At 61.3% G+C, this 16,381-nt stretch carries 6 protein-coding genes; 2 read left to right on the top strand and 4 right to left on the bottom strand.

Going from position 1 to position 16,381, the window contains the following annotated elements:
* The first annotated feature begins 47 nt into the window (after positions 1-47).
* Complete coding sequence (locus ACZ5WW_RS11420) at positions 48-3,938, top strand: PVC-type heme-binding CxxCH protein (RefSeq protein WP_377171117.1); 3,891 nt, start codon at positions 48-50, stop codon at positions 3,936-3,938.
* A 22-nt stretch (positions 3,939-3,960) separates the two neighbouring features.
* On the opposite strand, the gene ACZ5WW_RS11415 is transcribed toward ACZ5WW_RS11420, so the two are convergent.
* The 4 genes from ACZ5WW_RS11415 to ACZ5WW_RS11400 all read right to left on the bottom strand — a co-directional run bounded on the left by ACZ5WW_RS11415 (position 3,961) and on the right by ACZ5WW_RS11400 (position 15,572).
* Entirely contained in the window at positions 3,961-4,797 is an 837-nt protein-coding gene (locus tag ACZ5WW_RS11415; protein WP_377171119.1) for an SF-assemblin family protein, read from the bottom strand.
* 87 nt (positions 4,798-4,884) lie between these two features.
* Positions 4,885-6,252 carry a DUF1501 domain-containing protein gene (locus tag ACZ5WW_RS11410; protein ID WP_377171122.1) on the bottom strand — a complete coding sequence of 456 codons (1,368 nt, stop codon included), beginning with the start codon at positions 6,250-6,252 and terminating at the stop codon, positions 4,885-4,887.
* A 1-nt stretch (position 6,253) separates the two neighbouring features.
* Complete coding sequence (locus tag ACZ5WW_RS11405) at positions 6,254-8,863, bottom strand: DUF1549 and DUF1553 domain-containing protein (protein ID WP_377171124.1); 2,610 nt, start codon at positions 8,861-8,863, stop codon at positions 6,254-6,256.
* Positions 8,864-9,071: 208 nt separating this feature from the next.
* Positions 9,072-15,572, bottom strand: coding sequence for an autotransporter-associated beta strand repeat-containing protein (locus tag ACZ5WW_RS11400; protein WP_377171126.1), 6,501 nt, complete (start codon positions 15,570-15,572; stop codon positions 9,072-9,074).
* A 179-nt stretch (positions 15,573-15,751) separates the two neighbouring features.
* On the opposite strand from ACZ5WW_RS11400, the gene ACZ5WW_RS11395 reads away from it, so the two are divergent.
* A complete protein-coding gene (locus ACZ5WW_RS11395) occupies positions 15,752-16,351 on the top strand; it encodes a riboflavin synthase (protein WP_377171129.1) in 600 nt (199 codons plus the stop codon).
* Positions 16,352-16,381 lie beyond the last annotated feature (30 nt).

Below are 16,381 nucleotides of genomic sequence, written 5' to 3'. Positions count from 1 at the left end.
TCTCAAGCTACCATGAAGAAAAATGCATTCTCGCTAAGGCTTGGCTCATGGCTGCCTTCTTGATCAGCAACTGCGCTTTTCACGAGGTCGTCTGGCAGCACAAACAGATCAGCACGTCCTCCAAACCCTTCGGCTACGCCAGGGCCGTCAGCTACACCAAGCCCCAGCTCTGGAACAAGAAACACCTCACCTGGCAGCTCGATACCGACACTCCCGTTCCAGGGCGCCTCTCGGTGGAAGAGCTCAGGCGTGAAATTGACGAAAGCTTCAAAAGCTGGGAGGCCGCCGGGGTATTCACCTTCGCCCAGGCCCAGGATGGAGAGCGCGCAGACATCACCACCAGCTTTCGCACTCCTCCGGGCAGGTCTTGGAACGGTCAGCTCGGCTGCATGGGCCACGCCTCCTTCCCCTGGAGCTTGGACCGCGGTCGCATCTATCTCGACCCATCCAAGTGGTGGAGCACCCGCTCCGTCTCCCTGATCGCAGCCCCCATCACCAAATGGCTCCCTCATGAGATCGGCCACGTGCTCGGCCTCCAGCACTGCCCCGGTGAGGATCACACCATGAGCGAAAACGGCCCCTACCACCTGCCGGACGCAGCCAGCTTCTCGCAGTTGCGGCATCTTTACTCTCCCGAGACTCCGTCTGTACCTGGGTGCAGTGCGTCATGGACAGCTCCGGCGCTGCCGAATAAGCGCTCCTGCGCATCTCTGGCAGGCAAGAACGGCGTGCTTCGTGCCGTCCTCAACTGCATGCAACGTCCGATGATCATCTGGCTGGCTCTCACTCTCTGGGCTCCTCTCACCGTCAGGTCCGCTGATGCGCTGAAATTCCCCACCACCCCGCCCACCGCTCCGCAAAACGCCGCCAAGACCTTCCACGTCCTCGACGGCTTCCAGATGCAGCTCATCGCCGCCGAGCCCCTCGTCACCGATCCCGTCGCCATCACCTATGACGAGGACGGCCGCGCCTACGTGTGTGAGATGAACGACTACCCCTACACGGACAAGGAGCATCACAAGCACGCCCAGGAAAACCCCACCGATCAGGCCATCGGCAAAGTCCGCCTCCTCACCGACACCGATGGAGACGGCACCTTCGACAAAGCCACCATCTTCGCAGAGGGCCTCTCCTGGCCCACCGGCGCCGCCTGCTGGAAAGGCGGCATCTTCGTCACTGCCACCCCCGACGTCTGGTACCTCAAGGACACCAATGGCGACGGCGTTGCCGATGTCCGCCAGCGCGTCTTCACCGGCTTCAAAAAGCTCAACGTCCAGGCCGTGATGAACAACCCCATCTGGGGCCTCGACCACCGCATCTACATCGCCGGTGGCAGCAATGGCGGCGAAATCCAGCGCGTCCCCGGCAGCGAATCCGTCATGCCCATGCCTGCCGATTTCAAATCGCTCCCCATCAAGCGCAACGACTTCAGCTTCGATCCCTCCACTGGAGATGTCCGCCTCGAAAGCGGCGGCGCACGCTTCGGCAACACCTTCGACGACTGGGGCAACCGCTTCCTATGCAACATCCGCAATCCCTGCCAGCACGTCGTCCTGCCCTACCGCTACCTCGCCCGCAATCCCTATCTCGTCGTCCCCAGCGCCCTCAATGACTGCGCCGAGGCCGGCGATCAGCTCCCCGTCTATCGCACCAGCCCGCCCGAGCCCTGGCGCGAGTTCCGCGCCAAACGCTGGGTGCAGGAAGGCAGCACCCTGCCCAAGAGCGAACTCGTCGGCGCAGGCGTCGTCACCTCCTCCGCCGGCATCACCGTCTATCGTGGCGATGCCTACCCGCCCGAGTATCGCGACTTCGCATTTGTCGCCGACGTCGCCGGCAATCTCTTCTACCGCATGAAGCTCGTCCCAGACGGTGTCACCTTCAAAGCCGTGCAGGTGGACGGAAATAAAAACTTCTGCACCAGCGACGACCTCTGGTCTCGCCCCGTCAATTTCACCAACGCCCCCGACGGCTGCCTCACCGTCTGCGACATGTACCGCGAAGTCATCGAGCACCCCTGGAGCATCCCCGACGACATCCACACCGCCGTCGATCTCCTCCGCGGCCGCGACAAAGGCCGCCTCTACCGCCTCGCGCCTGCATCCTTCAAAACCCGCCCCACCCCCAAACTCAGCACCTTCACTACCCCCGACCTCGTCTTCCTCCTCGACCACCCCAACGCTTGGCACCGCGAAACCGCCCAGCGACTGCTTTTTGAGCGGCAGGACAAGGCGGCAGCAGAGCCGCTGAGGATTCTTGTGAGTGTGGGGAGTGCGCTAGGACGGCTCACAGCATTACGGTCGGTTCTGGCGATTGTATTGAAGCCAAAAGGGCAGCTAGCCGAAGACCGGCAGCAGAAGCTTAAGGGAACCTATCCTGATGCAAATGGTTGGGAGATAAAGCCGGATTGGCGGATTGATGAAGATCGTCGAAAACTCCTCCAAAACGCCCTTCACGACTCCGACGCAAGAGTCCGAGCGCAGAGCGTCGAAGCCTATGCCATCAGCGAAGGTTGGTCCGCAGTAGATGAGATCAAGGGCATGCGACACGATCTGTCCAAACTGGTGCGGTTAGAAACCGCGTTTGCTCTCGGTGGTTTAAAGCCCGGCTTGTGGTCAGGCCCGCCTCCAGTGATGGGTGTGACGGACATCGCTCTTTACGACGCAGGCGATCCATGGCTTGAAGCAGCTCTTCTAAGTTCCCGTGGGCATAACAGTGTAGAATTGTTTAATGGCCTGCTCGGGCATGGCTCGCTGCAGCCAGCTCAAATCCATCTGCTCGCTTCAGCAGGAGAGATGATTGCTCGCCAAGGGTGGAAAATGACGCCGTCGGACTGCTGCGAACAAGTTGCCTCTCACAAACTTCTCTCAGATGATCAAAAACGGCAGGTCATACTAGCGATTGCAGAAGGCATGATCGCATCAGGCAGAACAGCCACAGAACTGCTGGCAGGCCAGGAGCCAGAATACACCCAAAGCAGCCGGGAGTATGTAACCCGCTGGCAAGCAGAGTCGCACCAAGTTCTCGACCAGCCCTCATCAAGTGAGGCAGGCAAGATCAAGGCTCTGCGCATGCTGTCCTTGTTCGAGCCATTGCAAAAGCTGGAGCCGCTCATCCTGAAATGTCTGGTCCCCACCCAGCCCGCCGAACTCCAGCTTGCTGCGATTGAAGCACTTCGTTCTTCCCAAGACCCCGACGTCGCCGACATCCTCATCACCGCCTGGCCCAAGCTCACACCCACCCTCCGCGACAAAGCCGCCACCCTCCTCCTCTCACGCACCGACCGCATCGCCAAACTCCTTGACGCCATCGAAGCCAAAAAAATCCTCCCATCCCAGCTCAGCGTCGCCACCAAAGCCACGCTCGGCCGCCAGAAAACACCCGCACTCGCCGAACGCATCACCAAACTCCTCGGCGACGCCTCCTCATCAAACCGAAAAGCCGTCATCGACAAATACGCAGCCGCCATGTTCGGCAGTAGCGCGGGCAATCCTGCCCGCAGTGAAGCCTCCGCCACACCCAAAACACCGCTTCTCACCGGCTCCCCCACCAACGGCGCCAAAATCTACGAAAACCTCTGCATGGTCTGCCACCGCCATCTCGATCGCGGCAACGACGTCGGCCCCAATCTCGGCACCATCAAAGCCTGGACCGCCGAACAAATCCTCACCAACGTCCTCGACCCCAACCGCGAAGTCTCGCCCAACTTCGCGCTCTACATCGTCGAAACCAACGACGGCCGCACCCTCTCCGGCCTCATCACCAGCGAAACCGCCGGCAACCTCACTCTCAAACGCGCCGACGGCGGCACCGACACAGTCCTCCGCAGCGAGATCAAATCCCTCACCAGCCCCGGCATCTCCCTCATGCCCGAAGGCCTCGAAGCCGCCATCACACCCCAGCAGATGGCAGATCTCATATCCTACCTGAAGGCACCTTGACCAGCGGCAACGGCCCTTGGCCTCACGCCTGCTTCTTCTTTTTGAAAAGCATCGCAACTGCCGCCGCCACACCACCAATCACACCACCAATCACGCCAGAGCGGCCAAGGCTCGTAAAATCCAGCCCTCCAGCAGCCGGACCCGCCACGCGTGGATTGGCCGCCACCACTGCATCCCGCCACGCCGTCACTGCCTGTTGGGTCCAGAAGCGGTCGGCTTCCGAGTGAAAGTCAGCATTCGCATTCAGGTAGATCAGGCGTCCGTTCACTGGCACGATCATGCTGCTCACCACGACTTTGTCCTTGGTGGATTGAGTGCCGGTTTTGGCTGCGATGTTCAGCGCCATCGTGAATCCCAGACTGCTGGCAGAGTCTTCAAAGCAGCCAAGGATGGCCACATCGCTCAGGCTGAGTGCTGCATCGGCATCAGTTGCATTCTTCAGGGCCTTCTCCGCCTTGCCGCTGATTTTGGCGATCTCCTGCTGTATGGCTTCCTGCGATTTCTCAATCTCCGCTTTGGTCTGCTGCTTGAGGTCTCCAAACGTGCGCTCCCCGATTTCCTGGTTCTCCACTCTCCGCAGCACCTGGGCATTAAAACTGCGGTCCAGCTTGGTTCCATCATCCTTCGTCGGGTGAAATCGTGCCAGGTAACGGTTGGCAGCGTGCAGCATTTCCTCCACCATGCGGTCAGACTCGGGATTCAGTCCATCGATGCGCTGATATCCCACAGGGGCAGGCAGCTTGATGATCCTCCCTCCCACCAGAACCTCCTCCCGCGAAGCAGGATGGGCAGCTTCCTCAGCCTGCAGCGTCAGCACGCTGGAAAAGACAATGGCGGCAAGAGTAAGGTGAAGTCCCATGCATGCCAAGGATTCGCAGGAGCTCCGTTAAATCAACACGGGAAGCATTAAAACCACCTCTGATTTCCTTCGTTTGAACTTGGCGCTTCAGGCCAAAACTCTCCGCAGCACTTCCCCATGCACATCCGTCAGCCGGAAATCCCGCCCCGCATAGCGATACGTCAGTTCCTCATGGTTCACCCCCAGCAGATGCAAAATGGTCGCATGCAGGTCATGCACGCTCACGGGATTCTGCTCCGCCGCAAAGCCAAGCTCATCCGTGCTGCCATAAACGGTGCCGCCTTTCACACCACCACCCGCCATCCACACGCTGAATCCATAGTGATTGTGGTCCCGGCCCAGTTTCGACTTCCCGCCGCTCAGCTCCACCGTGGGCGTCCGGCCAAATTCACCACCCCAGATGATCAGCGTGTCTTCCAGCATCCCACGTTGCTTGAGGTCATGCAGCAGCGCCGCGATCGGCTGATCAATCTCTCCCGCAAGTCTGCGGTGATTCGTCTCGATGTTGTCATGGTTGTCCCACGGCTGCCCCGCGCCATGCCAGAGTTGCACCATCCGCACCCCGCGCTCCAGCAGCCGCCGGGCGATGAGAGTCTGCCGCCCATGCACCCCTTCGCCATACATCGCACGGATGTGCGCCGGCTCCTGCGTCACATCAAACGCATCCGCCGCCTCCATCTGCATGCGGAAAGCCAGCTCAAAGCTCTGGATGCGCGCCTCCAGCCGTGGATCACCACGATCCTGCCGGTGCGCCTCATTGATGCTCCGCATCAGCTCCAGTTGCCGCATCTGCACCCGCGTGTCCGCATGCGGGCTGCGGATGTTTTCGATCAAACGATCCACCTGCTGGTGCTTCGAGTCCACATACGTGCCTTGAAACGCCCCCGGCAAAAACGCCGACTGCCAGTTCTCAGCTCCCTTGATCGGCATGCCGCCCGGACACATCGCGATGAACCCCGGCAGGTTCTCATTCGCGCTGCCCAGCCCGTACGTCAGCCACGACCCCAGGCTCGGCCTCGGCTGCACCGAGTCGCCGCAGTTCATGAGCATCAGCGACGGCTCATGGTTCGGCACCTGCGCCTGCATGGACCGGATCACTGCGATGTCATCAATATGCGCCGCCGTCTTCGCGAACAATTCGCTCACCTCGATGCCGCTCTGCCCATAACGTTGAAACTTGAAAGGCGAAGGAAACGCCGCGCCCGTCTTCCTCTCCGTCAGCCGGTGGCTCGGCACTGCCTTGCCCTCATACCGCGCCAGCGCCGGTTTGTAATCAAACGTGTCCACATGCGACGGCCCGCCATTGAGAAAGAAATGAATCACCCGCTTCGCCTTCGGCGCAAAATGAGGTTTGCTCGTGTTGCTTGCGGCCGCATGCAGGTCTGCCAGTCCCAGCATGCCCATCCCCATGCCGGAACGGCGTAAAAAATCTCGGCGCGTGAGAGGTGTGTTCATATCAGTCCACAAACATAAATTCGTTCGCCAGCATCAGCACCTGCACCAGCTGCTCCCAGTTGTTGAGCTGCGAGCGAGGCTGCGCGGCAAAATCCTTTTCAGCATCCCAGGTTTGCGCAGGCGCATCATCACCACCCGCACCCACGTTGCCGCTCTGCTGAATCCGCATCGACCACAAAAACTGGTCGCTGTTCAGCACCTCGCCAATGTCCACCACAAAGTCGAGCGTCTCACCCGCTTTGAAAGCCAGCGTGTCAAAGTTCAGCTCTGCCTTGCCTTGATGCAGCCTCCCCGCATGCAGGCGGCCCTGCTCGCTGTGGCTGATGAAGGAGCGGATGCCATCACCCGGAGCCGGCTCATGCACCAGCGTGGACTTCACCGCATAAGTGCCATCCGCAGGCGCGGTCCATCGCCTCACCACCGCATGCTTCCGGTCGTTCCCCGGATGCCCTCCCGTCGCTGTGAGTTGCGCCCATCCCAGCTTCGCATTCGGCCATGCCTCATCGCCCTGCCACGCGCTGCCCGTGAAGTGCGGCAGCGGCTTGAATTCCTTCACCCTGCCGGTGCTCTCATCCCACTCTCCCACACCATACTGCCACGCCTTCGAGTGGTCCGCCTGCACGATGACCCGTGGCTCATCCTCCTGCACAAAGCGCAGCGCCTGCTCCATTTCATCCGCCCTCGGCGCTCGTTGAAAAAGATGCCCATAGATGCGCCTCACACGCCCCGCTGCATCAGCCCCTTTGACATCCGCACGCCCCAGCAGCGCCTTCGCCTGCTGCACCACAAACGGATGGTTCATCCCAAACAGCGCCTGCTGCGGCACAGTAGTCTCCGTGCGCTGCGGGATCGAAAGATCCGGATTGGCAAAGTCAAAGGTGCGCATCACCGCCGGCACATTTTCACGATCCACCAGCGTGTAGAGCGTCCGCCGTTGATTGTCCGCCGCAAACAAGGGCAGGGGAGCACCGCCCACCTCCAGGCTCAGCCGCCCTGCCGCCGTCAGCCACGCATCACGCGCCTCCTCAAAGCTGAGCCTGTGCGGGTTCATGCGCCACAGCAGCCGGTTGTCCGGATCAGGATGCGCCGGATCCACCGCCCCGCCGCCGCTGCTCTGCTGATACGTCTCCGACATCATGATCAGCCGGTGCATCGCCTTGATGCTCCACCCCGAGTCAATGAAACGCTGCGCCAGCCAGTCGAGCAGTTCGGGGTGGCTCGGCTCTGTGCCCTGCTTGCCAAAGTCGCTCGGCGTGCTCACCAGCCCGCGTCCAAAGTGGTGCTGCCAGATGCGGTTCACCATCACCCGCGCCGTCAGCGGATTGCGCGGGTCTATAATCGCCTTCGCAAGCTCCAGCCTCCCGCTCCCTTGAGTGAAAGGCTGCTGCTTGCCAAACAAACTCAAAAACTGCCTCGGCACCGCATCCCCCTTCGTCAGCGGATTCCCGCGCAGCAGCACACGCGGTGTGCTCGGCAGCGCGCGGTCCACCAGCACCGTGGCATGCTCCGGCGCAGTGCGGTTGTTGAGTAGATAACGATCCACCTCGCCCTGCGACTTCCACAGCTCGGTGATGACACCCGTGGGAAAATACATCTCATTGTTCGTGATGTGCTCGTCAGGCACATAAGCCGGTGAATCAGGCCTCTTGAGCACTTCATCCGTCAGCTCGACTCCAGGATGCGCCTCCACCCACGCCTTCCAGCGATGCACGATGAAAGGATTGAGGTCCTTCTCGTCAATGATTTGGTCAAAGCCCTGCTCGGGATATTTCTCCAGCTCCGTCAGCGCCTTCTGGTAGTCCTTCACTCGCGCCCGCGTGCGCGCCATCTGCTCCTCGCGCCGCTTCGTCATGAGATCCTGATTCTTCTTCACCAGTTCCGTCAGTTTCGCATCTTCCCCCTTGGCGCACGGCACCACCGCCTCCGCGCAGCTTTGAAACACCCCATACAGCGCATAGTAGTCCCGCGTGGGAATGGGATCAAACTTATGATCATGGCAGCGCGCGCACGCCACGGTCAGCCCCAGCGTGCCACGCGTCACCACATCAATCCGGTCATCAATGATGTCGTGCGATACACCTAGAAAGCGCCGCCCCAGCGTGAGAAATCCCATCGCCGCCAAATCCGCCGAGCCCGCTGGCGCCACCTGGTCCGCCGCCATCTGCAGCAGCAAGAAGCGGTCATACGGCATGTCATCGTTCAATGACCGTACCACCCAGTCTCGATACGCCGTGGCATGCACCCAGCGTTTTTCCTCACGGGCATAATCATACCCCTTCATGTCCGAATACCGCGCCACATCCAGCCAGTGCCGGGCCCACTGCTCCCCATACTGCGGCGATGCCAGCAGCCTGTCCACGTATTGCGAAAAATCCCCCTCATGCTCTCCCGCAGGCGGCAGCCCCGTCAGGTCAAAGCTGGCCCGGCGGATCAACGTACGCTCATCCGCCCGCGGCGAAGGCTTCAGTCCCTTCTCCACCAGCTTGCGCTTCACAAACTCATCAATGCTTCCCCCTGCCGTCGGCCGCAGCGGCTGAAACGACCAATGCTCCGCAGCGGACACACTGCCGGAGACCATCAGAACCACAAACTGTACAAAGACACGAAGCATGGAGCTCTTACTACGTCCTCAGACAGTGCAGTCCTTCCATTCGCTTCATTATGGAGCTTGCTAACCACAGGCCGAGGACAATAGAGCAACGCGCCAGGGCTTTGGAGTGCGGTCGCGCAGATGCAAGGCGCAAGCCTGCATCGGAGCTACCGCTTTCGCGGGGTGAAGAATGCACTTCCTACTTCCCCCGTCATCCGGCCTGCGAAATTCAATCCAGCACCCGCATAGGCCCACGTCTACGTCTCGAAACCAGCGCCACAAACCCCAGCAGCAGCAGCACCGACCGCCCCGGCTCGGGCACCACAACGATGATCCCGCTGGTGGTGAACTGGCTCACATCCCACACCAGTCCGCCGCTCAGCGTCGGCAGGTCGAACTGGCTGGCATCATCCCCAGAGCCATCACGATAGTTGGTCCCCACATCAAAACCGGTAAAGTCTGTGATCACCACACCGGTCCAGTCAACGAGGTTGTAAACTTGGCCAAGCGCGGCGCTGAAGCCGCTGCTGCGGACCACCAAAGTTCCGGAGACCGTCAGATTGTAGCCCGTGGTATCACCAGCAGTCTTGAAGGAAAGCAGGTCATGATTCCCGCTGCCCAGTCCCTGGGAGCGGCTGACATCGTTCACATACGTGATGTAGCCGACGCTGCCCACCGCGTTTCCTCCAAAGGTTGGATCCACGCTGCCGGTGTTGTTGGCCGTGCCAATATCCAGAATGACCTGCCCCGCCAGGCTCTGCGTTCCGCCACCTGTGACAGGCGTGAAATTGAGGGTGCCAAATGAACCCGCTGCCGTGCTGTCTCCCGCCTGCACCGTGGACCCGCTTGCCGCTGTAAAGTTTGGCCCCTGCACCACCCCCGTGCCATAGAGAGTGGCACCGCTCTGCACCGTCACGTCTCCCGTGCCGGTCCGGCCTGCGCCGTTGCTGCCCACCTGCAGCTGCCCGGCCTTCACGTTGGTCGCGCCTGTGTAGGTGTTGTTGCCGCTCAGCACCCATGTTCCCGGAGTGTCGATCTTGGTGATGCCCCCTGTGCCGGAAATCGTGCCGCTCAAGGTGCCGGTGCCAGCGCCGCGCACGTACAGCGTGTAGCTGCCGAGGTTAAAGTCTCCCGTCAGATTCACCTTGTCCCCTGTCGCAGAGGCAGTCGCAGTATTGCCGGCCGAGATGGTGGCATCTCCGCTGAGAATAAAGCGGTTCGCCTGGGTCGTGTTTCCGCTGAAGCCGAAGGAGGTCGGAGTGCCGGAGAATCCCGCCACCCACGTGTTTTGGTTTCCGCCCTGCAGGGTCACATCCCCGCTGCCCAGCGCTCCGCTGGCGCTGACAGTGAACAGGTCCCACGCCCCGTTCACGCCGGTGTCCGCAATCCACTGAGTCCCGCCGGAGTAGTCATTGGTCGCGTTCGTCAGGGTCAGGCCGCCAGCCCCCCCGGTGCCGTCAAAGATCAGCTTGCCAGTCCCCGTCACCTTGCCGTTGAGCGTGGTGCCATAGGTTCCCGCGCGGAAGCTCAGGCTCGCAGCGTCAATCCATATCCCCGGCGTCACACCCAGGGTCCCCAGATAGTTCGTCTCAAACACCGGCTGCGTGGCGCCGTTGGCCACAAATCGCAGCGTGCCCGCGTCTCCCAGCGCCTTGCTGTTCACTGAGACCGTGTTGTCCCAGTCAATCCGGTTCAGCGTGAGCGTCCCTCCGCCGAGGTTCAGGCTGGGAATCGTCGTCACGACAGTCCCCGTCAGGCTTCGGATCGTTTCATTGAAGCCTCCAAGATTCCAGATGCCGCCGTTCAGCACCACGATCGCATCATCCGCGATCTGATTGGCTGCGCCCAGCTTCAGGGTGCCGGCTGTATTCACCTGGATGTCATTCGTCCCGGCCACCCCATCCCCGGCGATGGCATTGCCACCGCTCACATTGCGCAGTTCCAGCGTGCCAGTGTTCACGGTCGTCAGCCCCGTGTAGGTGTTCGTCGCTGTCAGGCTCACGGTCCCCGCACCGCCGATTCTCAGACCACCGGCCCCGCTGATCACATTCGCCATCGTGAGTGTGAAGCCCGAATCCGCGCCGAGGGTTCCTCCATTGCTGCCCAGCATGATGCCCCGGTTCGTGTCGTTGATCGTCAGATTGGCTGCCGCCATCAGGCTGGCCCCGGTTCCGTTCAGAGTGAGCTGACCCGCCGTGAAGACGCTTGGCGCGGCTCCGAGGCTCGTCTCGTCGCTGATGCGCAGTGTGCCTCCGGTGATAAGAATCGTCCCAGTGAAGCTGTTCGCAGCCGTCAGAGTCGTCGTTCCCGTGCCCACCAGTGTCAGGCCACCGCCGCCCACGACCACGCTGTTAATCGTGACATTGCCCGAGCCATTCACCGCGATGCCATTGGCAGTCGTGAGAATCTGGGCCGCCACCGAACTCACCGTGTAATCCGTCCCTGTGCTGTTGCTGAACGTGACGGCATCCACGCTGATGTCAGATTGCAGGATCGGCGTCAGGCTTGAGGCTCCGTCGGCAAAGATCACACTGTCACCATTTTGAAAGACACTGTCTTTGCTGTTGGCCCAGTTGCCCGTGGTGCCGACGTCCCAGAACGTGGGGTGGGTGCTGTCACCGCCCACCCAGGTGTTGACCACATACCCCAGATCCACAGTGATCGCATCGATGCCGTTGTTGATGAAAGTGCCGCCTCCATGCGCACTGACGGTGCTGGTGCCCAGCGAAAACCGGTTCACATCGCCAATAAAACCGCCGCTCCCATAAGTGAGCACTTTGATCGTTCCAACACCGTTGCCGGTGATGTTGATCGTGAATCCGCCCACTCCCAGTGCGCTGACGTCCAGTTTCCCCGCTCCGGTGGCACCCAGCGCTGCTGCAGTCCCCGCATCAATGGTCAGGGTGTGTGTGCTGCCCTGGAAGATGATGTTTCCTGACGTGCTTCCTTCTCCGCCGAGTTCGGCCCCTGCCAGCACCGTGATGCTGGATAGATTGCTGCCACCCAGATCGAGCCGCCCCGCGCTGACGGTCGTGGTGCCGATGTACGTGTTGTTGCCTGCCAGCGTGAGGGTGCCGCTGCCCACCTTGATGACGTTGTTGTTGAATGCCCCCTGCAGCACACCGTAAAAAGTCGTGCTCTGGTTGTTGGCGCCCACGCTGAGATTGGAGACCGCGAGATCAAAGTTCGCACTGCCCTTCAGACCGCCAATGTTGTACGTGGTGCCTTCTCCCAGCGTGAGGTTGGCGCTTTGTGTGCCGGCGCTGCCGGTGTCCAGCGTGCTGTTCTGCAGCGCGTTGGCATTCGCCAGCACGATCATCCCGCCTTCGATGCGCGTGTCACCGCTGTAGGTGTTGACGCCGGTCAGGTTCAGTGTGCCCGCGCCCACTTTCACCAGGCCGCCCGTGCCGGTCAAAACACCGGTGAAAATGCTTGTCTCGTTGTTGGCCCCGACACTCAGCGTGTTCGCTCCCATGGCCATCGTATCATTGCCTGCCAGGCCGCCGATGTTGTACGTGTTCGCACCGCCAACCGTGAAAGTCACATTCCCTGCCGTCGCGGTGGTCAGTGTGCTGTTTTGCAAGGCGTTGACATTTCCCAGCGCCAGAGTGCCTGCATTCGCAAACGTTGCCCCGGAAAAGGTGTTCGCGGCGGTCAGTGCCAGCGTTCCGGCGCCAGATTGTGTCAGGCTTCCGGGGCCTGCGATGACATTGGCCACGGTTAAAGTGGTGGAGCTGTTGACCGAAAGGGTGCCGCCCGCTGCAGTGAGTGTGATGCCGCGCGTGCTGTCATCAATGCTGAAGTCGGCGGTGGTGTTCAGCGTGCCACCCGCAAGCGTCAGCTGGTCTGCGGCAAAGCTCGCCGGGCCATTCCCCAGATTCTGCTCGCTCGAAATCCGCAGCGTCCCGCCACCCACCACGGTCCGCCCGGTGTAGGTGTTCGTGCCGGCCAGAACAATGATGCCTGCACCCGACGTGGTGACACCCACAACGCCGCTCCCGTTGTCTTTGACGGTGGAATTCACCGTCAGCAGGTTCGTGGTGTGGTTGTTCGTCAGGTAAAGCGTGCCTGCTGTGTCAGTGGCACCACCGGCGGTGAGAATGCCGTCGTTCGCACTGGCACCGATCGTCAGCGCACCCGCGTTGCTTGCCACCATGATGCCGCCTGCCGCGCCGAGCCGCAAAACATCCGTGCTCCCCGGATCATACGTGGCAGTGCCAGCAGTCGCGGTTTGCAGCAGTGTGTTGATGTCCGTGGTTCCTGCCGCACCCGGCGTCATGCTGCCGCTCGCACCCGCATCAATGATGCGCACATTCGCTGCAGCATTGGAGCTGATCGTTCCGCCGAGCCTGTTTACATCCGTGTAGCTCGTCAGCGCCACAATATTGCCACCCGTTGCGTTCGTGCTGTTGGTTGCCCAGGCATTCCCCACCCGTGCCCAGCCTCCCAAAATGCCGTTCGTGTTGGTCGTGTTTGTTGTGATCCCGTTTGTCGCACTCTGAGTGCCCGTCGGCAGCGTGAAGTTCACCGTGGCTCCCGCATTCTGCGTGATGGCCCCGAGGTTCAGTACCGTCCCGTCAGACCCATTGGCCGGCAGGGTGACAGTCACACCCGAGGCTCCGGCATTGAGCGTGAGGCCGGAAAATGTCTGGGAGGTGGTGTAGCTGTTCGTTGTCGCAGTGATGGTCGCAGCAGAGCCTGCCACAGTCGGCGCGGCACTGATGATGAACACGGTCGCGCTCTGCACGCTGACCACATAGGCGCCTGCGGCAAAGTTGGCATTCGAAACGAGTTGCCCCGGTGCCAGTCCCGCCGTGGATGCGACGGTGATGATGTCGCTGTTGGCCGCCCAACTGGCACCCGTCAAAGTCGTGGCGGTGCCGCTGCTTCTGCCAGTGAGCTGAAAGATGCCTCCTCCCAGCGTCAATGGCGCTGCAGTCGGAAGATAGTTGCTCACCGTTCCCGCTCCGCTCTGGGAGGCGGTCGCGCGTCCAAAGTTCAGGTTCAGCGTGCCCCCGTTCACTGTGAAATTACCGGTGGTCGTGCTCACTCCGCTGAGCGTGAAGGTCCCTGTCCCGGTCTTCGTCACCGAAACAGCTCCCGTAAACTTGCCGTCGAAAGTCGTGCTGGCATTGTTCACCCCGGTGGTCAGCGTGGCGGCCGTCGCACTGGTGACCACGCGGTCATAGAGGCCGCTCACAGAGTAGGTGCTGGTGTTGATCGCACCTGCGCTCTGATCAAAACCATTCAGATTCAGGGTGGACGCCGCTGCGGCGTAGTTCACGCTGAAGTTGATGGTGGCGGTGGTGTTCAGCGCATTGGCGACGTTCGTCTGCAGTGTCCCGGCATACAGCTGATTGGTTCCATAGGTGCTGCCCACCACTCCGAGCACGATGGTCTTGCCCCCGTTGTCCATGTACAGGGTGCCACCGCCACCCAGCGACATGGGTTTGCCGGTGATGTTCATCGTCGTTGCCGCCTGCACCACGAAGGAGGTGCCGGAGTTCCCGGCGGTGGTGGAGATGCCACCAGTCACATTCAGTGTGCCAGAGCTCTGCCAGCGCACGCTGTTGCTCAGACGAATGGCTCCGGTCAGCGTGTTCGTGCCGATGTTTTCCAGCAAAGTGCCACCACTGAAAGCATTCGTCACATCGTCCAGCCAGATGGACTCCGCCGTCGTCACGCCTCCGGCCAGCGAAAGCCTGCCGCTCAGCCCCAGCCGCGTGCCGCCGCTCGCGGAGCCCAGTGTGCCCGTGCTCGTCAGCGAGACCTTGCCCCGTGAAATGCTCGTGATGCCCGTGTAAGTGTTCGCTCCAGACAGGGTCACGTTCCCCAGTCCGCCCTTCGTGACGCTTGAGATGCCGCTCGCTCCATCCTTGATGACACCGGAAATGATGATGTCGCGCGCCGCATTGCTGTCCCCGTTGGTGAGCACCAGTTCCCCGCTGGCCCCGATGCTGACCGTGCCGCTCAGCGTGAGCGCCCCCGTGCCGGCATTCAGGATGCCGTTGACGGTGAAATTTCCAGTGATGGTGCCTGCCGCCCCCGTGTAGCGCAGCGTGTTGAAAGAAACCCCGGCTCCCATCGCCCCCACCGCCGCCACGTCATAGTTCAGCGCCCCTGTCGTGTCGGTGACACTCGCTGCCGTGGCCGCTGCGGTACCGCTGGCGTAGCCGATGATGTTGCTGCTGCCATCTAGGGTGGCAAACCGCGCTGCGGTGCCTGTGCCAAAAGTGGCCCACGTGCCAATGAGCCCATAGGCGTCATTGCTCATGTTCGTCGCCTTCACGGTGCCAGCTCCCTGCACATTCAGCGTCGCTCCGGTCCCTCGGGTGAAAAGCCCGGTGTTCAGTGTCAGCGTGCGCCCGGCGGCGATGTTCCACAGCTGGCCCACCGCAGTCTTGATCGTCAGCCCCGACTGGATGGTGAGATCCTGCGTGGCCGCGCTCATGTCGATGCTGGTGCCCGCCAGACCGGAACTCAGGGTGAGTGTGTTCCCAGCGCCAATCGTGACCAAACCTCCAGGATCGGCGATTCGGATGCCCTGCCAGCTCACATCTCCTCCGAGCACCGAGGTGTTCGCCCCCGTGACGGTATTGGTCCACACCGCCGTGTTGCTGAGGTCCGGCACTCCGCCGCTCCAGCTCCCTGCGTTGTTCAGGTTCGTTGTGTTGTTCAGCTTGGTTCTGTCCGCCGCATGGGCAGGCAGGATCATGAGCAGCGTGCTCATAGCGCACGCGATAGCGAGGCCTGGGTGGGTATAGGAGGGCATTGGTTGGTCAAAGGTGGGGGTGAGCCTTTGAGGGCAGCCTTGTAGATGCCTCTTTTCGCCAGTTTTTACAGTGACAAGACATAAAGATTTGGCTAACTGGAAATCGACACAGCCAGCGTGCAGCATTAGGTCATCGTATGTTCACAGGCCTCGTTGAAACCACCGGCAAAGTCATCTCCTTGGAGCCTCGCGGCGAAAGCGCACGCCTCACCCTCCACGTCGGCGGCATGGCATCCGAATTGGTGGATGGCGAAAGCGTGGCTGTGAACGGCTGCTGCCTCACCGTCACCACCAAGGACGCCACGGCACAAACCGCCAGCTTCGATCTCCTCATGCAGACCCTCAAGGTCACCAGCCTCGGCGACCTTCAAACCGGTTCCCTCGTCAATCTGGAGCGTGCCATGTCCATCGGCGCACGCTTTGGCGGTCACTTCGTCCAAGGCCACGTGGATGCCACGGTGAAGGTGCTCGATTGGAGCGCCCACGGTCAGGACCACCGCCTGGAAGTCGAGCTCCCCCCGGAACACCGCGGCCTCATCATCCCCAAAGGCTCCATCTGCCTCGATGGCATCTCCCTGACCGCTGCGGAAGTCTCCGACACCAACGTCGTCTGCTGGATCATCCCCCACACCTTCCAGCTCACCAATCTGCACACCAAAAAGCCCGGTGACCGCCTCAATGTGGAGTTCGACATGCTCGGCAAATACGTCCGCGAGCTCATGCGCGCCATGAAGTGAGGCGTCCATGCCACCACGCAGGCCGTTACC

The organism is Prosthecobacter fluviatilis, assembly GCF_055388355.1.
This window is presented reverse-complemented; position numbering and strand designations above follow the sequence as displayed.

What these genes read in the sequence shown, in the direction of transcription:
- ACZ5WW_RS11420 (WP_377171117.1), top strand. Translation starts at nt 48, where the DNA reads ATGGCTGCCTTCTTGATCAGCAACTGCGCTTTTCACGAGGTCGTCTGG.
- ACZ5WW_RS11415 (WP_377171119.1), bottom strand. Translation starts at nt 4,797, where the DNA reads ATGGGACTTCACCTTACTCTTGCCGCCATTGTCTTTTCCAGCGTGCTG.
- ACZ5WW_RS11410 (WP_377171122.1), bottom strand. Translation starts at nt 6,252, where the DNA reads ATGAACACACCTCTCACGCGCCGAGATTTTTTACGCCGTTCCGGCATG.
- ACZ5WW_RS11405 (WP_377171124.1), bottom strand. Translation starts at nt 8,863, where the DNA reads ATGCTTCGTGTCTTTGTACAGTTTGTGGTTCTGATGGTCTCCGGCAGT.
- ACZ5WW_RS11400 (WP_377171126.1), bottom strand. Translation starts at nt 15,572, where the DNA reads ATGAGCACGCTGCTCATGATCCTGCCTGCCCATGCGGCGGACAGAACC.
- ACZ5WW_RS11395 (WP_377171129.1), top strand. Translation starts at nt 15,752, where the DNA reads ATGTTCACAGGCCTCGTTGAAACCACCGGCAAAGTCATCTCCTTGGAG.